The following is a 20114-nucleotide window of genomic DNA, read 5'->3' as shown; positions in this document are numbered from 1 at the left end:
GATAGCCCCGCGCGCCGTTCGAGGCGCGCGGGGCCGGGTCGGTCAGGGGTGCCAGCCGACCGGCAGGGTGCGCGCGGGCACATTGACGGTGGTCGTCGCGACGATGTCCTCCGCTGACTGGCCGAGCAGCACCTTGTAGCTGCCCCCGGCGATCTTCCACTGGTGCGCCGCGCCGTCGAACACCGCCAGCAGGCGCGGATCGACGGTGACCGAGACGGTCTTGGACGCGCCCGGTGCCAACGACACCTTCTGGAACGCGCCCAGCCGCTTCGGCGCTTCCCAGCCGGCGCCCGAGACATAGACCTGCGCCACGTCGGCGCCGGCGCGGCTGCCGGTGTTGCGCAGCGTGAAGGTCACGGTCACCTGGCCCTTGGGCGCGGTTGCCTTGAGGCCCGAATAGGCGAAGCGGGTGTAGGACAGGCCATGGCCGAAGGCGAATTGCGGCTTGTCGCCCTTCGCGTCGTACCATTTGTAGCCGACCGTGGCGCCTTCGGTGTAGCGGGTCTCGCCTTCGTTCGGCGCGCTCGGCTTGGGCAGCTGCGAGACGCTGCGCGGGAAGCTGGCGGGGAGGTGGCCCGAGGGGTTCACCTTGCCGGTCAGCACATTGGCGATCGCTTCGCCGCCCGCGGTGCCGGGATACCAGGCTTCCAGGATCGCCGCGGTCTTGTCGGCCCAGGGGGTGAGCACCGGGCCGCCGGTCTCTAGCACCACCACCGTCTTGGCATTGGCGCCAGCGACGGCGTCGATCAGTGCGTCCTGATTGTCGGTTAGGTTCAGCGACACGTCGAAGGCTTCGCCCGCCCACTGCGTGGCGAACACGACTGCGATGTCGGCCTGCTTGGCAGCTGCCGCGGCGGCGGCGGGGTCGGTGCCATCGAGATAGGAGATCGTCGCGCCCGGCAGCTGGCGGCGCAGCGCCTCCAGCGGTGCGGAGGGGTGGTACATGACCGGGCCCGGCCAGATCTTCGGCTCGAGCCCCGGCACGGCATTGCCGCCGACCGGATAGACCAGCGACGAGCCGCCGCCCGCCAGCACGCCCTTGTCGGCATGGCCGCCGATCACGACGATCCGCTTGGCGCTGGCGGCGAGCGGCAGCACGTCGCCCTTGTTCTGGAGAAGCACGATACCCGCCTCGGCATCGGCGCGGGTCACGTCGGCATGCGCCTTGAGCATCGCCGGGGCGAGATCGAGCGGCGCGCCGGTGATCGGGTGATCGAACAGCCCGTGCGCGAACATCGAGCGGAGGATGCGGTGCGCCATCTCGTCGAGGCGTGCCTTGCTCACGTCGCCCTTGGCGATTGCCGCCTTGAGCGGCTCGCGGAAATAGGGCTGCTCGTCGAACGGCCAGCCGGACTGCTGCTCCAGGCCCGCATTGGCGGCGGCGGCGGTAGAGTGGGTCGCGCCCCAGTCGGACATCACGAAGCCCTTCCAGCCCCAGTCGCGGCGCAGCACGTCGGTGAGCAGCCAGGGCTGTTCGCACGCCCAGAGCCCGTCTACCTTGTTGTAGCTGCACATCACCGAGCCCGGATCGGACTTCTCGATCGCGATGTTGAAGGCGAGCAGGTCGCTCATCCGCGCGGCGGTGCGATCGAGCACCGCGTTCATCTTGTTGCGATCGGTCTCCTGGTCATTGAACGCGTAATGCTTCACCGTGGAGATGATGTGGTTCGACTGGATGCCGGCGATCTGCGCGCCGACGATCGTGCCGGCGAGCAGCGGATCCTCGCCGCCATATTCGAAGTTGCGGCCGTTGCGCGGCTCGCGCAGCAGGTTGACGCCGCCCGCGAGCATCACGTTGAAGCCCGAGGCGCGCGCCTCCGCGCCGATCATCGCGCCGCCCTTGAAGGCGAGGGCGGGGTCCCAGGTCGCGGCGGTGGCGATGCCCGAGGGGAGCGAGGTGCGGCCGCGCTTGCGCTCGGCGCCGCCCTGCGTCGCGACGCCGACGCCGGCATCGGTCTGCCACTGCGCCGGGATGCCCAGGCGCGGGATGCCGGGAACATAGCCGGCGGAGCCCGGACGCGCCTCGGCGGGGGTCTTAAAGTTCTTGGGCGCGAAATCGGTGCCGAACAGGCCGAATACCAAGGTGAGCTTCTCGTCCTCGGTCATCTGCGCGAGGATCGCCTTGGCGCGCGCGTCGGGCGACAGCTTGGCGTTGGTCCAGGGGCGCGAGGCCTGGGTCTGCGCCAGCGCAGGCGCCGTAAAGGCAGTGGTGGCGGCGAGCGCGAGCAGCGGGGCTGCCAGCTTCAGAGCGTGTCGTTTCATGTCGTCCTCTCCTCCCGGATCGCTTGTCAACGTTGTCCGCTGCCTAGCATAAGAACGGCCGCCGACAAGAGCCGGCGGCCGTCTTTGCAGCGCGTCTTCTATATCAGGATCAGGCGCGGATGCGCACCGGCACCGATTTCGCCGCGGGCGTCTTCGAGGCGCCGTCGTGGTGGCCGAGCGCGATCAGCGGGTTGAGCTCGGGGTAATAGCCCGCGACGCAGCCCTCGGGCAGGTTGAAGGGCAGCACCTCCAGCCCTTCGACCACGCGGTCGACGCCATCCGAATCGTCGCCGACCAGCGCCACGCGCTGACCTTCCTTCAGCCCGGCGCGTTCCATCTCCCTGGGGCTGATCAGCAGCACGTCGCGCTTGCCCTCGATCCCGCGCAGGCGATCCGAATAGCCGTAAACCGTGGTGTTGAACTGGTCGTTCGAGCGCAGCGTCATCAGCCGGTACACCCCGTCCGCATCGGCGAAGCCGGTGGCGTTGAGGTGGCTGGGCACGGTGAACTCGGCCTTGCCGCTCTCCGTCTTCCAGTTTCGGTCGCGCGCGCTGTTGCCCTTGAAGAAGCCGCCGGGGGTGAACAGCCGCTGGTTGAAGTCCTTGAACTTGTCCGGATAGGTCGCCTCGATCGCATCGCGGACCAGCGCATAGTCGTTCGACCAAGCCTCCCAGGGGACATTGGGGTTGGGGTCGAGCGCGGCCTTCGCGATCCCGGCGACGATCGCCAGCTCGGGTTGAAGATGCGGGCTGGCCGGCTTGGCCTCGCCGATCGAACCGTGGATGCAGCTGAGGCTGTCCTCCATCGTCACCACCTGCGGCATGCCGTCGCGCACGTCGCGCTCGGAACGGACCAGCGTGGGGAGCAGATAGGCGGTCTCGCCGCAGAACAGGTGTCCGCGATTGAGCTTGGTGGCGATCTGGACGGTGAGGCCCATGCCGGTCCACGCCTTCTCCATCACGCGGTGATCGGGCACGGCGCGGAGGAAATTGCCGCCGAGGCCGAGAAAGGCGTTGATCTCGCCCTTGGCGATCGCCTCGCAGCCGGTGACGGTGGTATAGCCCTCGTCGCGCGGCGGCTGGAAGCCGTACTGCTCGGAAAGCTGGTCGAGCGGCACCAGCTCGGGCTTCTCGGAGATGCCGACGGTGCGCTGGCCCTGGACGTTGGAGTGGCCGCGTACCGGCGAGACGCCTGCGCCGAGGCGGCCGATATTCCCGCGCAGCAGCATCAGGTTCACCACGCCCGCGACATTGTCATAGCCGCCGACATGCTGGGTGAGCCCCATGCCCCAGATGCCGATCGCGCTTTCGGCCTGAATATAAACCTCGGCCGCGGCGATCAGGTCGGCGCGGGGCAGGCCTGTCTCGGCTTCGATCGTCTCCCAGCTGGTGCTGCGGACCTTCTCCGCAAATTCCTCGAAGCCGTGGGTGTGCTCGGCGATGAAGGCGCGGTCGATCACGCCGCCGCGGCGATCCTCCTCGGCGAGCACATGCTTGGCGATGCCGAGCATGGCGGAAATGTCGCTGCCCGGCTTGAGCTGATAATATTGGTGCGAGATCTCGGTCTTGCCGCCGGTCACCATCTGGAGGCTCTGCGGGTTGCGGAACTCGAGCAGGCCCTTCTCACGGATCGGGTTGAAGGTCACGATCTTGGCACCGCGCTTGCGGGCCGCGGTCAGCGTATGGATGAAGCGCGGGCTGTTGGTGCCGGTGTTCTGGCCGAAGAAGAAGATCGCGTCGCAATGCTCGAAATCCTCGAGCACGCAGGTGCCCACCGGCGCGCCGATCGTCGACTTGAGCGCGACCGAGGTGGTCTCGTGGCACATGTTCGAGCTGTCGGGCAGGTTGTTGTGGCCATAGAGCCGCGCGAACAGCGCCCAGGCGTAGCTGGTCTCCAGGCTCGCCTTGCCCGAGGCGTAGAAGATCGTGCTCTTCGGGTTATAGCCCCGCAGCTTCTTGCCGATCGCGCGATAGGCTTCATCCCAGGTGCAGGGCAGGTATTTATCGGTAGCGCGATCGTAGCGCATCGGATTGGTGAGGCGGCCGGCCTGTTCGAGGTCGTGGTCGCTCCAGCCGCGCAGCTCGGTCAGGGTGTGCTGGGCGAAGAACTCCGGCGTGGCGCGGCGAGTGGTGAGGTCCCACAGCGTCGCCTTGGCGCCGTTCTCGCAGAATTCGAACATGTGCGGCTTGGCCGGCTTGGTCCAGGCGCAGGAGGTGCACATCATGCCCCCGGGCTTGTTCTGTTTGGCGAGCGTCTTGAGGGCGTCGGCGCTCGGGCGTTCGGCGCCGGCGACCAGCGCCATGCCGCGCATCGAGCCCCAGCCGCCCTCGGCGCCCGCATAATGTATCGTTCCGTCTTTCGCCCGGGCCATCGCCACGCTCCTTGCACCACGTATCCTGCCTCTATCCCTGGGCCGGACGCCTGCCTATCTGCAACCCATGGATATGTGGTTCGATCGCAGGACGCCCGACGGGTCGGAGACCCGGCTCCAACGCAGCTTGATCGCGGAAGTGCCGGTCGCGATCGAAATCAACGGTCTGGGCTACGCCGTGATGATGGCGACGCCGACCGACCTGGAGGATTTCGCCACCGGCTTCGTCGCATCCGAGCGGCTGGGGGCGGCGGTGGACGTGGGAAGCCACCAGGCCGAGCAGGGTGTGGTGCTGCGGGTGACGCTGGCCGATCCCTCGACGGTGATCGAGCGGGTTCGGCACCGCACGACGGATTCGAGCTGCGGGCTGTGCGGGATCGACAATCTCGAAGCAGCGCTGCGCCCGCTGCCGAGGATCGAGGCGGAAAGCGGGGCGTCCTCGGCCGCGATCTTCCGCGCGGCCGAGGCACTGCGCGACCATCAGCCGCTCAACCGCGAGACCGGCGCCGCTCATGCCGCGGCGCTCTGCTCGGCGGCGGGGGAGATCCGCCTGGTCCGCGAGGACGTCGGGCGGCACAATGCGTTCGACAAGCTGGTCGGCGCGATGGCGCGGCAGGGGCTGGGCTGGGACGGGGGCTTCGCGTTGATCAGCGCGCGCTGCTCGTTCGAGCTGGTCGAAAAGGCGGTGCTGGCGGGCTGCCCGCTGCTCGCGGCGATCTCCGCACCGACCGCCTTGGCGGCGGAGCGTGCCCGCGCGGCGGGATTGCGGCTGGCCGCGCTGGTGCGGCCGGACGCCATGCTCCGGCTGGTGCCATGAAGCCGCTGGGTGCGATCCTGGCGGGCGGCCAGGCGCGGCGCTTCGGATCGGACAAGGCACTGGCGGCGCTCGACGGACGCGCGCTGATCGACCATGTCGCCGCAGCGCTGGCACCCCATTGCGACGGCGTGATCCTGTGCGGCCGCCCAGGCGAGGGCGGAATCCCCGATCGTCCGGCGTCCGGCCTGGGGCCGCTGGCGGGCCTCAATGCGGCGCTCCGTGAAACTGCCGAGCGTGGGATGGCGCGGGTGCTGGTCGCGCCGTGCGATACACCGCTGCTGCCGGCGGGGCTGCTGGCAGCGTTGTTGGCGCACGGCGGATCTTGCTTTGTTGCGCAACTGCCGGTGCTCGGCATCTGGGATGCGGCGCTCGCCCCCGTATGCGACGCCTATATTGCTTCCGGCGCGCGTGCCTCGATGAAGGCCTGGGCCGCGCACGCGGGCGCAACGGCAATCGATTGGGGGGCACCCATTCCCAACATCAACTCCTGCGACGATCTTTCGAGGGTCACCGGGTTTTTTCCTTAGTTCCGCTTCTCATTCGCATGCGCTAGGTCGTGCGCAATTTTCTGTCGGCGACGGCCGGCGGCAGGGGGATGGATGGAAAGCGTGTTCGCAGCCTTCTGGAGCGGGAACTACTCGCCCCATGGCTATTGCCTGTCGTGGCAGCCGCTGTTGCTGTGGACCCATATCGTCGCTGACACGCTGATTGCGTTGTCCTATTTCTCGATCCCGATCGCGTTGGTGGCGCTGGTGCGCAGCCGCAAGGATCTGGCGTTCGGCTGGGTGTTCTGGTGCTTCGCCCTCTTCATCCTCGCTTGCGGCATGACGCATGTGATGGGCGTGGTGACCCTGTTCAGCCCGCTCTACGGACTGGAGGCGCTGGTCAAGCTGCTGACGGCAGCGGTATCGGTGCTCACCGCGATCCTGCTCTGGCCGCTCCTGCCGACGCTGACCAAATTGCCTTCTTCGGAAAAGCTCAAGGAAGCCAATGCCCAGCTCGCCGCGATGGTCGAGCAGCGCGATGCTGCGCTCGCCGAGCTGAAGAGCGAAGTCGCCCAGCGCGAGACGGTCGAGGCGGCGTTGCTGCAGGCGCAGAAGCTGGAGGCGGTGGGGCAGCTGACCGGAGGCATCGCGCATGACTTCAACAATCTGCTGCAGGCGATCGCCGGCAATCTCGAGCTGATCGCGCGCAAGCCCGACGATGCCGACCGGGTGATCCGCTGGACGTCGAGCGCGCTCGACGCGGTGGAGCGCGGTCGCCAGTTGACCGGCCAGCTGCTCGCCTTCTCCAGCAAGCAGCGGCTCGACGTGAAGTCGGTGCGCCTGGCCGAGCTGGTCGGCGGCATGGCGGGGCTGGTCGAGCGCGCGGTGGCGCCGCTGGGGCGCGTGCGGATCGAGCGGATCGATCCCGTGTGGAACGTGCAGACCGATGCACTGCAGCTCGAACTCGCGGTGCTCAACCTCGCCTTCAACGCGCGCGATGCAATGCCCGAAGGCGGCGTGCTGACGATCTCGGCCGAGCTGCGCAGCGGCAAGGTCGCGCCCGACCTGCCGGCCGGCGACTATGTTGCGCTGCGCATTGCCGATACCGGCATGGGCATGACGCCAGAGGTGGTGGCGCGCGCGGTGGAGCCGTTCTTCTCGACCAAGGGCGTGGGCAAGGGGACCGGCATGGGCCTGTCGATGGCGTTCGGGGTGCTGCGCCAGTCGGGCGGCACGCTGCTGATCGACAGCGAACTGGGGCAGGGGACCACCGTCACGCTGCTGTTGCCGCTGGCGACGGTCGAGCCCCGCCGCGACGTGCACGACGATTCCGCCCGCGACGAGCGGATCAGCTTGGCGGGCATGACGATCGCGCTGGTCGACGACGACGCGCATGTTCGCGCGTCGCTGGCCGAAATGCTGCGCTCGGCGGGCGCGGTGGTGGAGGAGGCGGCAGACGGTGCTGCCGGGGTGGCGCTGGCGCAGAGCCGACGTTTCGCCGCGCTGGTGGTCGACTTCGCCATGCCCGAGCTGAGCGGCAGCGAAGTCGCCGACCAGGTCGCCACTACCGATCCGGCGCTACCGGTGATCCTGATCACCGGCTTTGCGGACTCGAACAAGCTCGACGCGATCGCCTCGCCCAACGTGACCATCCTGCGCAAGCCGTTCGATTCGCACGAACTGCTGCGCAAGATCCGCGCGGTCGCCCGCGGCTGAGGCCGCTCAGGGCAGGGCGGCGCGCAGTTCCTCGATCCAGGCCGTCGCGACGCTGTCCGACGGCGCGCGCCAGTCGCCGCGCGGGCTGAGCGCGGCGGCGCCCGAGACCTTGGGCCCGTTGGGCAGCGCCGAGCGCTTGAACTGGCTGATCTGGAAGAAGCGGAACAGGAAGGTTTCCAGCCACTTGGCGATGGTTGCCAGGTCGTACTGGTTGCGGCCCTCCGCCGGGAAGCCGATCGGCCACAGGCCCGCCTCGGCATCCCGCCACGCGTGCCAGGCGAGGAAGGCCACCTTGGACGGCTTGAGCCCGAACCGCGCGATATGGTGCAGGAAGAAATCGTGGAGCTCGTACGGGCCGATCCGGTCCTGCGTGCTCTGCATCTTGCCATCGGCATCGGCGGGGACGAGCTCGGGCGAGATCTCGGTATCGAGGATCGAGAGCAGCACGGTCGCCGCCTCGCCGTCGAACTGGCCGCTCTCGACGCTCCAGCGGATCAGATACTGGATCAGCGTCTTGGGCACGCCGGCATTGACGCCGTAATGGCTCATCTGGTCGCCGACGCCATAGGTCGACCAGCCCAGCGCTAACTCGGACAGGTCGCCGGTACCGAGCACGAAGCCGCCGTTGCGGTTGGCGAGACGGAACAGATAGTCGGTGCGCAGGCCCGCTTGGACGTTCTCGAAGGTGACGTCGTAGACCGGCTCGCCCTGCGCGAAGGGATGGCCGATATCCGCCAGCATCTGCCGCGCGGTAGGGCGGATATCGATCTCGGCGGCGGTGATGCCGATCGCGCGCATCAGCGCCCAGGCGTTGGACTTGGTGCCCTCGCTCGTCGCGAAGCCGGGCATGGTATAGCCGAGGATGTCGGTGCGCGGGCGGCCGAGCCGGTCCATCGCCTTGGCGGCGACGATCAGCGCGTGGGTGGAATCGAGCCCGCCCGAAATGCCGATGATCAGCGCCTTGCTCCTGGTCGAGGCTAGCCGCTGGCGCAGGCCTTCCACCTGGATGTTGAACGCCTCGTAGCAATCCTCCTCCAGCGCCGCCGGGGTGTTGGGCACGAAGGGGAAGCGGCGGGTCGGGCGGAGCAGCCCGCGATCGGCGAAGTCGGGCTGGTGCGCGAAGGCGATGCGGCGGAAGCGGGTTTCGGGCATCCCGGCGTTGCGGGCGTTGTCGTTGAAGGTGCCGTCGCGCATCCGCTCGAGCCGCAGCCGTTCAAGGTCGAGGTCGGCGTAGGTGATCGCATCGGTCAGCTCGAAGCGCTGCGAAGCGGCGAGCTTCTCGCCGAATTCGTAGATCAGCCCCTGGCCGTCCCAGGCGAGATCGGTGGTGCTCTCGCCGGGTCCCGAGGCCGAATAGAGATAGGCGGAGATCGTCCGCGAGCTCTGCGAGGCGCAGAGCAGCTCGCGCTCGCGGCCCTTGCCGATCACGATGTTCGAGGCAGACAGGTTGCACAGCACCAGCGCCCCGGCCATCGCCCCTTCGGTGGAGGGGGGCTGGGGCGCCCAATAATCCTCGCAGATCTCGATATGGAAGACGAAGTCGGCCAGGTCTTCCGCGGCGAACAGCAGGTCGGGGCCGAACGGCACCGTCTGGCCGGCGACGGTGATGGCGAGGTCGCGCAGCCCAGAGCCCGAGGCGAACCAGCGCTTCTCGTAATATTCGCGGTAGTTGGGCAGATAGGTCTTGGGCACCACGCCCACGATGCGGCCGCGCGCGATGGCGATGGCGCAATTGTAGAGGCGGCCGTTGCGCGCCAGTGCCGCGCCGACCAGCAGCACCGGCTTCAGCGTGCGGCTCGCCTCGACGATCGCGGCGATGCCGGCCTCGGTGGCGGCGAGGATCGTGTCCTGCAGATGCAGGTCGTCGATCGCATAGCTGGTGACGTTGAGTTCGGGGAAGACGAGGATGTCCGCGCCGGCGGCGTCCCCCGCTTGCGCCAGCGCGATGGTCGCGCGGGCATTGGCGGCGGGATCGGCGACGGTGCCGACGGGCGTGCAGACGCCCGCGCGGATCATGCCGTGACGGTGGAGCGCGAAGAACGGATGCGGATCGGCCATGCGTGTGTCCTATGCCGGGGACCATGGCCTGCCAACCCCGCGGGGGCGGGATGTATCCGGGATAGGATGCTTAAGCCCCTCCTCCTTGGAGGAGGGGTTGGGGGTGGAGGAATTCCAGAACGCTTGGTGGCCTCGATAAGACAGGGCCGAACCCCAACCCCGCATCAGGTGAACAGCGCCCCGCGCGGTTCAGGCGCTGCCGGGGGCAGCGCCGACCTGATGCGCCCGAAGGGGAGGGCTACGGCAAGTTTACGCCTTGGCCGCGTAGATAAGCCGGCCCGGCCCCAGCCGTTCGAACACCTTGGCCAGTTGGCGTTCGCCGACGGCGAAGCAGCCCTGGCTGCGGCCGAGCTTGCCGTGCTTCGACACCATGTCCGGGTTCGCATACCAGGCCGAATGGACCACGATCGCGCGCGCCATGGCGTTGTTGTTGGTCGGGTCCAGCCCGATCAGCCGCTGCGAATCGCCATGCTTGCCGACATAATAATCGGCGGTGAGGAACGCGCCCTCGCACGTCGCTTCGGAATTGATCTGGTTGGAGAAGCGCTGGAGCACGCCGGTATGGCCCGGATCGGAACCGATGCCGTGCGCGACCAGCAGCGGCTCGACTTCACCGGTACCCATGTTGACCAGGAAGAAGCGCGGCTGCGACGAAGGCAGCGAGAAATCGGCAACGGCGATCCGGTCGTGCGTGTCGACATGCATCGAGTGCCGGTCGAGCGCCGCGGTCGCACGCTTGAACAGGTCCGGCCGGATGCCGGCGGGGACGATCCGCGGCTGGGCGGCAACCTTGGGTGCCGCATGCAGCGAAGCCACCGGGGCCGGCTGGATCCGCGGCGGTGGTGGCGCAGCCGCCAGCGTCGTCCCGATGGTGCGCGAGGCACAGGCCGAAACCGCTGCGCCGCTCGCCATTACCAGCGCGGATTTGAGCAAAGCCCGACGTGTTTGTACCGAAGCGTTCGAATCCATGATCTTTGTTCTGCGCCCGCAAATTTCTGTCATGCCCGGGAAACCGTATAGCAGAAGCATCGTTAACGATGGTTCCGCTAATGCCGCTTGATGGCGCGTTTCGGCGCACCTCCTGCCCGGTTCACCGACCCGTCATGTCGTTTCGGGACGGCGGGAACGAACCATCGGGCGAATCGCGCCGCATCGCACTGGCATCGTTGATCTCTTCCCGAAACGAAAAAAATCTGTGTCGCGCCGCGTCTGCGAAGCGCTAGAGGCGCGGCATGACCATGTCCTATGAACAGGCCGTCGCGGCGCTGATCGAGGCCGGCAGGCGGCTCGACGCGCGCGGCTGGGCGCCGGCGACCTCGGGCAATTACTCGGCCCGGCTCGACGATGGCAGTGTCGCGCTGACCGTCTCGGGACGCCACAAGGGCCGGCTGACCGGCGACGGGATCATGCGCGTCGATCTGGATGGCCGGCCGCTCACCGCCGGCAAGCCGTCGGCGGAGACGGATCTTCATCTCGCACTCTACCGGCTGTTTCCCGAAGCCGGCGCGGTGCTGCACGGCCATTCGCCGCAGGCGGTGGGGCTGAGCCGGGCGACCGAAGCCGACGGCATCACGCTGGCGGGGCACGAAATGCTCAAGGCCTATCCGGGCCATACCACCCATGCGGCCGAGGTACGGCTGCCGATCGTCGACAACAGCCAGGACATGGCGGTGATCGAAGCGGCGATCCGCCCCGCGCTGCTGGTACCCGGCGCCATTCCGGCGTATCTTATTCGCAGCCACGGGCTCTATGCCTGGGGCAAGGACGTGGACGAGGCCGAACGCGTGCTGGAGGCGACTGAATGGATGATTGCCGCCGAGCTCGCCGAGGCCAGCTTCAGACGGGCATGGACACGATGAGCCGACTTCGTATCTTCTTGGAAACCGGCACGACGCCGCTGCTCGACACGCAGGATCCGGTGACGATCGCGGAGGAGCTGGCGATCCGCGGGGTGCGCTTCGAGCGCTGGCCTTCGCGTGCGATCGCAGCGGATGCCGACCAGGCGGGGGTGCTCGCTGCTTTCGCGCCCGAGGTCCAGCGGCTCAAGGGCGAGCAGGGCTATCGTTCGGTCGACGTGATCCGGATGCTGCCCGACCACCCCGAAAAGGATGCGCTGCGCGCCAAGTTCCTGTCCGAGCATCGCCATGCCGAAGACGAGGTGCGCTTCTTCGTGGAGGGGGAGGGGCTCTTCACGCTGCATCTGAACAATCGCGTGTATGCGGTTCTTTGTACGGAGGGCGACCTGATCTCGGTGCCCGCCGGTACCCCACATTGGTTCGACATGGGGCCGAGCCCCCGCTTCACCGCGATCCGGCTGTTCACCAATCCCGACGGGTGGATCGCCCAGTTCACCGGCGACGCCATCGCCGACCGCTTCCCGCGCCACGAGCCCATCGCCGCCTGACCCGCGACGCAGCGAGTATCCCCATGACCCAGACCAAGGCCGTCCTGCTCGACATCGAGGGGACCACGAGCAGTATCGCCTTCGTTGCGGAGGTACTTTTCCCATATGCTGCCAGGCATTTGGCAAGCTATATCGAGGCCCATTGTGAAGAGGTCGCACCGATCCTCGCCGAAGTGCCGGGCGACGACAAGGTGGCGACCCTGCTCGCCTGGATCGCCGAGGATCGCAAGGCGACGCCGCTCAAGACGCTGCAGGGGCTGATCTGGGCACAGGGCTATGCCGACGGCACGCTGCAGGGGCACGTCTATCCCGACACGCCCGAGGCGCTGCATCGTTGGTATACGGCCGGCGTGTCGATCTACATCTACTCCTCTGGCTCGATCGCGGCGCAGAAGCTGATCTTCGGCCATTCGATCGCCGGCGACCTGACACCGATGCTCTCCGGCTATTTCGACACCACGACCGGGCCGAAGCGAGAAGCTGAGAGCTATGCCAAGATTACGGCTGCAATGGGCTGCGAAGCAAAGGAAATCCTGTTCGTGTCCGATATGCAACCGGAGGTCGATGCCGCGCGCGCGGCAGGGCTGGGGGCGCTGCTGATCGATCGCGCCGGCGGCCCCGCCGACATTCACTCGCTCTCGGAGGTTCGCCTGTGATCCTCGAAGGCAAGCACATCCGTTCAATCGCGCGCACCGCGGACGGCAAGGGCATCCGCATCCTCGACCAGCGCCAGCTCCCCTGGGAAATCCGCTGGGTCGAACTGCGCGACCTCGATGCCGCCGCAGTGGCGATCCGCGAGATGTGGACCCGCGGTGCCCCGATGATCGGGGCGACGGCGGCCTATGGGTTGGCGATGGCGCTGGCGGTGGACGCCAGCGATACGGGGCTCGATGCCGCCTATGCGATGCTGGTAGAGACGCGACCCACCGCGATAAACCTGCGCTGGGCGCTCGAGCAGGTGCGGACGGCGGTAGAGGGCCTGCCCTATGGTGAGCGCGCTGCCGCCGCCTATGCGCGCGCCGATGCGATCTGCGACGAGGATGCCGAGCTCTGCCGCGCGATCGGCGAACATGGGCTGGACCTGCTCCGCGGGCTCCACGCCAGGCATCCCGACCGGCCGCTCAACATCCTCACCCATTGCAATGCGGGCTGGCTGGCGACGGTGGATTACGGCACCGCGACGGCGCCGATCTATCTCGCGCACGATGCCGGCATTCCGGTGCACGTCTGGGTCGATGAGACCCGCCCGCGCAATCAGGGCGCGCTGCTCACCGCCTTCGAGCTGCGCAACCACGGCGTGCCGCACACGGTGATCGCCGACAATGCGGGCGGGCTGCTGATGATGCAGGGGCAGGTCGACGCGGTGATCGTCGGCACCGACCGGGTGACCGCCAATGGCGACGTCTGCAACAAGATCGGCACCTATCTGAAGGCGCTCGCGGCGCACGACAATGGCGTGCCCTTCTATGTCGCGCTGCCCTACACGACCTTCGATCCGGCGACCGCCAGCGGTGCCGACATCCCGATCGAGGCGCGCGCGCCCGAGGAAGTGACGCGGCTGACCGGCCCCGACGAAGCTGGCCGTATCGCGACGATCCGTGTCACCGACTCCCCGGCGCTCAACCCGGCCTTCGACGTGACCCCGGCACGACTGGTGACGGGCTACATCACCGAACGCGGGGTGCTCGACCGGATCTGAGGCGTCAGGACAGCGCCGCGCGCCAAGCCTTCACCCGCGCGAGCGCCTCGTCCAGCACCGCGTCTTCCTTGACGAAGCAGAAGCGAACGACGTTGGTCACCGGATCCTCGGCGTAGAAGGCCGAGACGGGGATCGTCGCGACCTTGGCCTCGTCGACGAGGCGTTCGCTGAAGGTCACGTCGTTCATCGCCAGCCCGGAGGCGGTGAGGTCGACCGAGAGGAAATAGGTCGCAGCACTTGGCAGCACCGCGAAGCCGGCGTCGCGCAGCCCCGCCGCAAGCCGGTCGCGCCCGGCCTGGAAGCGGTGGCGGGCGTCCTGTACCCAGTCGTCCTGCGTCGTCAGCCCCTCGGCCACCGCCCATTGCAGGTTGGGCGGGGTGGTGAAGGTGAGGAACTGGTGCGCCTTGGCCACCACCCGGGCGAGGGGCGGGGCGGCGCACATCCAGCCGACCTTGAAGCCGGTCAGCGCGAATATCTTGCCCGCGCTGCCGATCTTCACCGTCCGCTCGCGCATCCCGGGAAAGCCGATCAGCGGCAGATGGCGGGCGCCGTCGAAAGTGACGTGCTCCCACACCTCGTCGCAGATCGCGGTGAGATCGTGCGCGACGCAGAAGTCGGCGAGCATCGCCAGGTCCTCGGCGCTGGCCATCGTCGCGGCGGGGTTGAGCGGGTTGTTGAGCAGGATCAGCCGGGTCTTGGGCGTCGCCGCGGCTTCCAGCGCGGCACGCTCGATCCGCCATTCGGGCGGGCTGAGGCGGACGAAGCGTGGCACGCCGCCGGCCCGGCGGATCAGCGGCACATAGGCGTCGTAGAGCGGCTGGAAGCAGAGTACTTCGTCGCCCGGCTCGATCAGGGCGAAAAGGGCGGCGGCCAGCGCTTCGGTCGCGCCCGAGGTGACGATCACTTCTTCGGCCGCGAGGTTGAGCGCCTGGTGGCGGGCATAGTGATCCGCCACCGCCTGGCGCAGTTCGGCCAGCCCGGCCATCGGCGGATACTGGTTCGATTTCTCCAGCACCGCGCGCGCGGCGGCCTCCAGCACGGCCTCGGGCCCGCGGCCGTCGGCAAAGCCCTGGCCAAGATTGATCGCGCCGTTCGCGCGGGCGCGGGCTGACATGGCTTCGAAGATGGTGGTGCCCATCGAGCAATAGATCGGGTTCATCGCATGCGGCTATGGCGGAGTGCGGTTGCGCCTTGCAAGCCGGGGCGGAACCGCCGCATGAAGACGGCGGTTGATGACCGTGTGTTTCGAAGGAAGACGATGACCAAGAAACCGCCCGTGCCCGCCGAGTCCCAGTCGCCCTATCCCAAGGCCGAAGCGCCGCACGCCGGGGAAGGGGAGGCGCTTGCCGCCGCCAAGGAGATCGCGGAGGCGGCCAAGCGTCGCATGCCGAGCTCGCGCCAGATCGGCATGGGTGCCGCGATCGGCGTCGGGTCCGCTGCGATCGTCGCCGGCCTTCTTTACTGGAAGGGCGGTCGCAAGGACCGCAAGTAACGCATTGACCGTTCGGCTGCGGCGGGAACGGCACGATGTGCTCCCGCCGCATGCTTTGCGCGAGCCGATCACCGTGCATGTGTTCATCTGCAAACCTGCGGACCATAACGTAGGGAATGCCAGGCAGCGTCGGCCTATCCGGATTTTCTGAACTGGAACGGCGCCTTCACAACGCTATTTCCGATGTTCCCTCCGAGTGTTCTAAGCGCTTTTCCGGAGGTTGTTTCTGCGCTCGGTGACCGATCGGTAAGAGATCGTTCCTATAATGCGATAAACCACAGACCGGGAACGGGGTTGGGTATGCGCGTGCGGGTTCGGTTTTTTGCCATTGCTGGTGCTTGGGTCGCCCCTGCGGCCGCAGGCTGCCGACCGTCGGCGCCGGGCGCCGACCGAGCGTGACCACGCCCCTTCTCTCCCTTTCGGCGATCGGTTCGGCCCTAGCGCAGGTCGCGATCGACACCAGCATGTTCGGGCGCGCCAAAAACTATCGGAAAGACCAGAAATGATTGCATCGATGAAAATTCCGAGGAAGCTCGCACTGTCGTTCCTGCTGATCTGTGCATCGGCAGCGATCGTGATGATCGTGTTCTTCATGAACATCTCGATGATCCGTTCGGTCACCGACCAGAACAATCTCAGCCAGCAGATCCATTCGAAGACGCTGACGCTGGAAACGGCGCTGCTGCGCCAGAACAGCCAGCTGCGCGGCTTCCTCGTCACGGCCGATCCCACGTACCTGAAGTCGTACGACGAGGGGCGCAGCGAATATGACGAGACTTCGGCCGAGCTGGAAAAGCTGCTGACCGATCCGGCGCTGCTCGAGGCGCTGCGCAAGTCGCGCACCGAAACATTGTCGTGGCGCGAGAAGTGGGGCGACCGGCTGATCGCGCAGGTCAAGGCCGGCAAGCGCGAAGAGGCGCAGGCCGAGGTCCGCGGCGCAGGCAAGGCGGTGCTGGTGTCGGCCGCGGTTCTGCCGCTGCGCGCGATCAAGGACGCGCAGGCCGAAGCGATCGAGAAGAACGGCGCGCGCCAGGAAGGCGCCATCACTACTGCCACCACCGTGCTGATCATCGGCGCGATCGCGCTGATCGGGATCGCGATCGGTCTGGCGGTCACGCTCAGCAGCATCATCGCCCGCCCGATCAGTCAGCTGACCCGCACCATGGCGGACCTGGCCGCCGGCCGGAACCATGTCGAGGTACCCGCCACCGCGCGCGGCGACGAACTGGGCGACATGGCCCGCGCGGTGCTGGTGTTCCGCGATGCCGCACTCGCCAAGGAAGCGTCGGACGCGGCCAGTGCCAAGGCCGAGGCGACGCAGAAGATGGTCGTCGAAACCGTCTCGTCGCACCTCGCCGAACTGGCACAGGGCAACCTCACCGCGCAGATCAACGTCGAGTTCCCCGGCGAATACAGCGTGGTGAAAACCAACTTCAACAACGCACTGTCGAGCCTGCGTGAGCTGATCGCGTCGGTGATCGAGGCGACCGCGTCGATCCGCACCGGCTCGAACGAGATCGCCCAGGCCAGCGAAGACCTCGCCCGCCGCACCGAAGCCAATGCAGCCAGCCTCGAAGAAACCGCTGCCGCCGTCACCCAGATGGACCAGCGCCTCAAGGCTACCGCCGCCGCCGCCGGTCGCACGGTGGAGCGCGCCGACGGCACGATGTCGACGGTCGACAACGGCCGCAGCACCGCCGACGAAGCGGTGCAGGCGATGACCCGCGTGTCGGACAGCGCCAAGGGCATCGATAGCGTCATCGAAGGCCTCGACAAGATCGCATTCCAGACTCGCGTTCTCGCGATGAACGCCGCGGTCGAGGCCGGTCGTGCGGGTGAGGCGGGCCGCGGCTTCGCTGTCGTCGCCGACCTCGTTTCGGCGCTCGCGATGCGCGCCGAAGAGGAGGCCGGCCGCGCCCGCGACCAGCTGACCGCGACGCAGAGCGACATCGTCACTGCCGTGCAGGCGGTGCAGCGCGTCGACGGCGCGCTGGCCGACATTTCCAGCGGCGTGGGCGAAGTCCACCAGCTGCTCGGCAACATGGCCTCGGACAATCAGGCGCAGTCGAGCGCGGTCACCGAGATCAGCGCCGCGCTGGGCGAAATGGACCAGTCGACCCAGCAGAATGCCGCGATGGTGGAGGAAACCTCGGCCGCCGCGCGCAACCTGGCGAGCGAAGTCAGCGTGCTCTCCGAGCAGGCCAGCCGCTTCAAGGTCGGCAATGGCGGGGGTGCTCCGATGCAGACTTCGCGAGTGGCGCCCAGCCGCTTCAACGGCGGCAGCGTCAAGCCGCTTCCGGCGGCCGCCGTCTCGGCCCTCGTCCGCAGCAACGGCGCGGACGACGACTGGCAGAGCTTCTGATCGTCGGAAGCACGTGAAGACCGGGCATGGCCGTTCGATCCGGTTGCGAATCGGACGGCCCCCGGCGACAAGATCCGACGCGGCTTCTGCCCGGGAAATGGTAATGAACATGATCGCACCCCGGACGGGTATTGCGGAGATCGCGCGCATGGCGCGCGTCGCCACCGAGCTGGGCTCGCCGTTCATCGGCGAGGTGCTGGCGGCCGGATTGCGCCAGCTTGGCCGCGGCCCGCACAGCGAGGCGCTGATCACGCACTGGGAGGGCGATCCTGCCTCCGCGGCACTCGCGATGCGCTTCAACGCTGCGCTCCACTTCCTCGCCCGCCGCGGCAATCCGCCGGCCCTGGCGGCGCTGTATCGCCACGAACATGACGATTTCGACGGCGCGATCGGCGAGGCGCTGGCCGTCGAAGACGATTTGATCGCCGGCTTCCTGCGCCGCACGCCGCAGACCAATGAAGTCGGTCGCTCCGGGGCGATCGTCGCGGCGCTGATGCAGGTGCGCCGCCGCTTCGGCCTGCCGTTCGAGATCCTGGAAATCGGTTCGAGTTGCGGCCTCAACCTCAATCTCGGCCGCTACGGGTTCGATCTCGGCGGGGCGCTCGCCGGGGATCGCCAGTCGCCGGTGCAGGTGACGCCCGACTGGCACGGCCCGGCGCCGCAGCCTGCGCCGCTGGAAGTCGTCTCTGCACGCGGCGTCGACCTCAATCCGCTCAGCGCTTCGGATCCGGCGACCTGCGAGCGCCTGATGGCCTATATCTTCGCCGACCAGCCGCTACGGCTACACCGGCTGGAAGAGGCACTGGGCATGGCGCGGCGTCATCCGCCCCAGATCGAGAAGGGGGATGCTTCCGAGTGGCTCGCCCGCCAACTCGCCGTGCCGCAGGAAGCGGGCGTCTGCCGCGTCGTGATGCACTCGATGGTGCTGCAATATCTGCCGCCGCGCGACCGTGCCGCGGTGGTCGCGATGATCCAGGATGCCGGGCAATATGCCACGCCCGAGCGACCGCTCGCCTGGGTCGGCTTCGAATGGACCGAGACGCGCAGCGAAGTGCGGCTGTCGCTCAGCTGGTTCCCCGGCGGGGAGGAACGCCGCGTGCTCGCGACGTGCCACCCCTATGGCAATTCGGTCGACTGGCGCGGCTAGACCTGCACCGCGTGCTCGGTGCGGCCCTCGCTGCCGAATACGCGTAGGTAGCGCTCGATCTCGGCAGGCTCGCCGGTGGCCTTGGCCGGATTGTCGGAGAGCTTAACCGCCGGGCGGCCGTTCGCCGCCACCACCTTGCAGACCAGCGAGATCGGCTCCAGCCCGGCCTCACCCTCCGGATCGCAGCCGCGGAAATCGTTGGTGAGGTTGGTGCCCCAGCCGAAGCTCATCCGCACCCGCCCATTGAAATGGCGATAGGTCGCCTCGATCGATTCGACGTCCATGCCGTCGGAGAAGATCAACAGCTTCTCGCGCGGATCGCGGCCATGCGCCTGCCACCAGCGGATGATCTGCTCGCCGCCCGGGATCGGCGGCGCGCTGTCCGGGCGGAAGCCGGTCCAGTCGCCCACCCAGTCGGGCGCGCGGGCGAGGAACGAGGTGGTCCCGAACGCATCGGGCAGCGCGATCAGCAGATTGCCGCCATAATGGGCGCGCCACTGCTCGAGCACGCGGTAGGGCGCATCCGCGAGGCTGGCGTCGTCGGGCGAAAGCGCCGCTTCCACCATCGGCAGCTCGTGCGCATTGGTGCCGATCGCCTCCAGGTCCGCGTCCATGGCGAGCAGCACGTTCGACGTGCCGATGAAGCGGTGGCCGAGCCCTTCCTTGAGCGCCTCGACGCACCAGCGCTGCCACAGGAAGCCGTGGCGGCGGCGGGTGCCGAAGTCCGACAGCACGAGATCGGGGAGCGTCCGCAGCCGCTCGACCTTGTCCCACAGCTTGGCCTTGGCGCGGGCATAGAGCACGTCGAGCGCGAACCGGTCGCGACCCCGCATCGCCGCGCGCGACCGGAGTTCGTTGACGATGGTCAACGCCGGAATTTCCCACATCGTCGTGTGGGTCCAGGGGCCGTGGAAGTGGAGCACGAACTGGCCGTCGCGCCGCTCCAGTTCATATTCCGGCAGCTGAAACTCGGCGAGCCAGGCGAGGAAGTCCGGCGCGAACATCTGGGTCTTGCCGTAGAAGCTGTTGCCGGCGAGCCAGATCAGTTCCTTCTTGGCGAAGCGCAGCGAGCGGGCATGGTCGAGCTGGGCGCGCAGTTCGGCCTCGTCGATCACCTCGGCGAGCCGCACCGACTTGCTGCGGTTGATTAGCGAGAAGGTGACCTGCGTCTCGGGATGGAGACGCCGGATCATCTGCAGCATCAGCAGCTTGTAGAAGTCCGTGTCGAGCAGGCTGCGGACGATCGGATCGAGCCGGAAATTATGGTTGTAGGTCCGGCTCGCAATATCGGTGAAGGTCAT

At 67.8% G+C, this 20114-nt stretch carries 16 protein-coding genes; 10 read left to right on the top strand and 6 right to left on the bottom strand.

Annotated elements, in window-relative coordinates; genetic code table 11:
• Positions 1–42: 42 nt before the first annotated feature.
• Both GGR89_RS09230 and GGR89_RS09225 read right to left on the bottom strand, forming a co-directional pair.
• Entirely contained in the window at positions 43–2262 is a 2220-nt protein-coding gene (locus GGR89_RS09230; RefSeq protein WP_125974269.1) for a beta-glucosidase family protein, read from the bottom strand.
• 109 nt (positions 2263–2371) lie between these two features.
• On the bottom strand, positions 2372–4633 hold the full coding sequence (locus GGR89_RS09225) for an FdhF/YdeP family oxidoreductase (RefSeq protein ID WP_125974270.1): 2262 nt from the start codon (positions 4631–4633) through the stop codon (positions 2372–2374).
• Positions 4634–4700: 67 nt separating this feature from the next.
• On the opposite strand from GGR89_RS09225, the gene fdhD reads away from it, so the two are divergent.
• The 3 genes from fdhD (at position 4701) to GGR89_RS09210 (ending at position 7651) form a co-directional block, all read left to right on the top strand.
• On the top strand, positions 4701–5450 hold the full coding sequence (gene fdhD / locus GGR89_RS09220; RefSeq protein ID WP_125974271.1) for a formate dehydrogenase accessory sulfurtransferase FdhD: 750 nt from the start codon (positions 4701–4703) through the stop codon (positions 5448–5450).
• Positions 5447–5977, top strand: coding sequence for a molybdenum cofactor guanylyltransferase (gene mobA, locus GGR89_RS09215; protein ID WP_125974272.1), 531 nt, complete (start codon positions 5447–5449; stop codon positions 5975–5977). The genes fdhD and mobA overlap by 4 nt, the downstream gene beginning before the upstream one ends.
• 72 nt (positions 5978–6049) lie before the next feature.
• Positions 6050–7651 carry a response regulator gene (locus GGR89_RS09210; protein WP_125974273.1) on the top strand — a complete coding sequence of 534 codons (1602 nt, stop codon included), beginning with the start codon at positions 6050–6052 and terminating at the stop codon, positions 7649–7651.
• A gap of 6 nt (positions 7652–7657) precedes the next feature.
• Here the strand turns inward: GGR89_RS09210 and GGR89_RS09205 are convergent, their stop codons facing one another.
• Both GGR89_RS09205 and GGR89_RS09200 read right to left on the bottom strand, forming a co-directional pair.
• A complete protein-coding gene (locus tag GGR89_RS09205) occupies positions 7658–9709 on the bottom strand; it encodes an NAD(+) synthase (protein WP_125974274.1) in 2052 nt (683 codons plus the stop codon).
• Between the two features lie 249 nt (positions 9710–9958).
• Positions 9959–10678, bottom strand: a complete 720-nt coding sequence (locus tag GGR89_RS09200; protein ID WP_125974275.1) for a murein L,D-transpeptidase catalytic domain family protein — start codon at positions 10676–10678, stop codon at positions 9959–9961.
• A gap of 263 nt (positions 10679–10941) precedes the next feature.
• On the opposite strand from GGR89_RS09200, the gene GGR89_RS09195 reads away from it, so the two are divergent.
• From GGR89_RS09195 to mtnA, 4 genes are read left to right on the top strand one after another with little or no spacing between them, the layout of a single operon-like run.
• Entirely contained in the window at positions 10942–11568 is a 627-nt protein-coding gene (locus GGR89_RS09195; RefSeq protein ID WP_125974276.1) for a methylthioribulose 1-phosphate dehydratase, read from the top strand.
• Complete coding sequence (locus GGR89_RS09190; RefSeq protein ID WP_125974277.1) at positions 11556–12113, top strand: 1,2-dihydroxy-3-keto-5-methylthiopentene dioxygenase; 558 nt, start codon at positions 11556–11558, stop codon at positions 12111–12113. Before GGR89_RS09195 ends, GGR89_RS09190 begins: the two co-directional genes overlap by 13 nt.
• 23 nt (positions 12114–12136) lie before the next feature.
• Positions 12137–12769, top strand: coding sequence for an acireductone synthase (gene mtnC, locus GGR89_RS09185; protein ID WP_125974278.1), 633 nt, complete (start codon positions 12137–12139; stop codon positions 12767–12769).
• Complete coding sequence (gene mtnA, locus GGR89_RS09180) at positions 12766–13812, top strand: S-methyl-5-thioribose-1-phosphate isomerase (RefSeq protein ID WP_125974280.1); 1047 nt, start codon at positions 12766–12768, stop codon at positions 13810–13812. The genes mtnC and mtnA overlap by 4 nt, the downstream gene beginning before the upstream one ends.
• Positions 13813–13816: 4 nt before the next feature.
• On the opposite strand, the gene GGR89_RS09175 is transcribed toward mtnA, so the two are convergent.
• Complete coding sequence (locus GGR89_RS09175) at positions 13817–14971, bottom strand: aminotransferase (RefSeq protein ID WP_125974282.1); 1155 nt, start codon at positions 14969–14971, stop codon at positions 13817–13819.
• A 99-nt stretch (positions 14972–15070) separates the two neighbouring features.
• Here GGR89_RS09175 and GGR89_RS09170 point away from each other — a divergent pair, with 99 nt between their 5' ends.
• From GGR89_RS09170 to GGR89_RS09160, 3 genes are all read left to right on the top strand, one after another.
• Positions 15071–15304, top strand: coding sequence for a hypothetical protein (locus GGR89_RS09170; RefSeq protein WP_125974284.1), 234 nt, complete (start codon positions 15071–15073; stop codon positions 15302–15304).
• Positions 15305–15806: 502 nt separating this feature from the next.
• A complete protein-coding gene (locus tag GGR89_RS09165) occupies positions 15807–17666 on the top strand; it encodes a methyl-accepting chemotaxis protein (protein WP_125974286.1) in 1860 nt (619 codons plus the stop codon).
• A gap of 103 nt (positions 17667–17769) precedes the next feature.
• Entirely contained in the window at positions 17770–18813 is a 1044-nt protein-coding gene (locus GGR89_RS09160) for a DUF2332 domain-containing protein (RefSeq protein WP_241217868.1), read from the top strand.
• Here GGR89_RS09160 and pncB read toward each other — a convergent pair.
• Positions 18810–20114 carry a nicotinate phosphoribosyltransferase gene (gene pncB / locus GGR89_RS09155; RefSeq protein WP_125974288.1) on the bottom strand — a complete coding sequence of 435 codons (1305 nt, stop codon included), beginning with the start codon at positions 20112–20114 and terminating at the stop codon, positions 18810–18812. The two genes, GGR89_RS09160 and pncB, sit on opposite strands and share 4 nt — an antisense overlap.

The organism is Sphingomonas trueperi (assembly GCF_011927635.1).
GTDB classification, from domain to species: Bacteria; Pseudomonadota; Alphaproteobacteria; order Sphingomonadales; family Sphingomonadaceae; genus Sphingomonas; species Sphingomonas trueperi.
Note: the sequence above shows the minus strand (reverse complement) of the source record. Positions and strands in the feature narration are given on the sequence as shown.

Excerpts from the sequence above, each read along its gene's own strand:
- GGR89_RS09230 (WP_125974269.1), bottom strand. The coding sequence starts at position 2,262 with ATGAAACGACACGCTCTGAAGCTGGCAGCCCCGCTGCTCGCGCTCGCC.
- GGR89_RS09225 (WP_125974270.1), bottom strand. The coding sequence starts at position 4,633 with ATGGCCCGGGCGAAAGACGGAACGATACATTATGCGGGCGCCGAGGGC.
- fdhD (WP_125974271.1), top strand. The coding sequence starts at position 4,701 with ATGGATATGTGGTTCGATCGCAGGACGCCCGACGGGTCGGAGACCCGG.
- mobA (WP_125974272.1), top strand. The coding sequence starts at position 5,447 with ATGAAGCCGCTGGGTGCGATCCTGGCGGGCGGCCAGGCGCGGCGCTTC.
- GGR89_RS09210 (WP_125974273.1), top strand. The coding sequence starts at position 6,050 with ATGGAAAGCGTGTTCGCAGCCTTCTGGAGCGGGAACTACTCGCCCCAT.
- GGR89_RS09205 (WP_125974274.1), bottom strand. The coding sequence starts at position 9,709 with ATGGCCGATCCGCATCCGTTCTTCGCGCTCCACCGTCACGGCATGATC.
- GGR89_RS09200 (WP_125974275.1), bottom strand. The coding sequence starts at position 10,678 with ATGGATTCGAACGCTTCGGTACAAACACGTCGGGCTTTGCTCAAATCC.
- GGR89_RS09195 (WP_125974276.1), top strand. The coding sequence starts at position 10,942 with ATGACCATGTCCTATGAACAGGCCGTCGCGGCGCTGATCGAGGCCGGC.
- GGR89_RS09190 (WP_125974277.1), top strand. The coding sequence starts at position 11,556 with ATGGACACGATGAGCCGACTTCGTATCTTCTTGGAAACCGGCACGACG.
- mtnC (WP_125974278.1), top strand. The coding sequence starts at position 12,137 with ATGACCCAGACCAAGGCCGTCCTGCTCGACATCGAGGGGACCACGAGC.
- GGR89_RS09175 (WP_125974282.1), bottom strand. The coding sequence starts at position 14,971 with ATGAACCCGATCTATTGCTCGATGGGCACCACCATCTTCGAAGCCATG.
- GGR89_RS09170 (WP_125974284.1), top strand. The coding sequence starts at position 15,071 with ATGACCAAGAAACCGCCCGTGCCCGCCGAGTCCCAGTCGCCCTATCCC.
- GGR89_RS09165 (WP_125974286.1), top strand. The coding sequence starts at position 15,807 with ATGATTGCATCGATGAAAATTCCGAGGAAGCTCGCACTGTCGTTCCTG.
- GGR89_RS09160 (WP_241217868.1), top strand. The coding sequence starts at position 17,770 with ATGAACATGATCGCACCCCGGACGGGTATTGCGGAGATCGCGCGCATG.
- pncB (WP_125974288.1), bottom strand. The coding sequence starts at position 20,114 with ATGACCTTCACCGATATTGCGAGCCGGACCTACAACCATAATTTCCGG.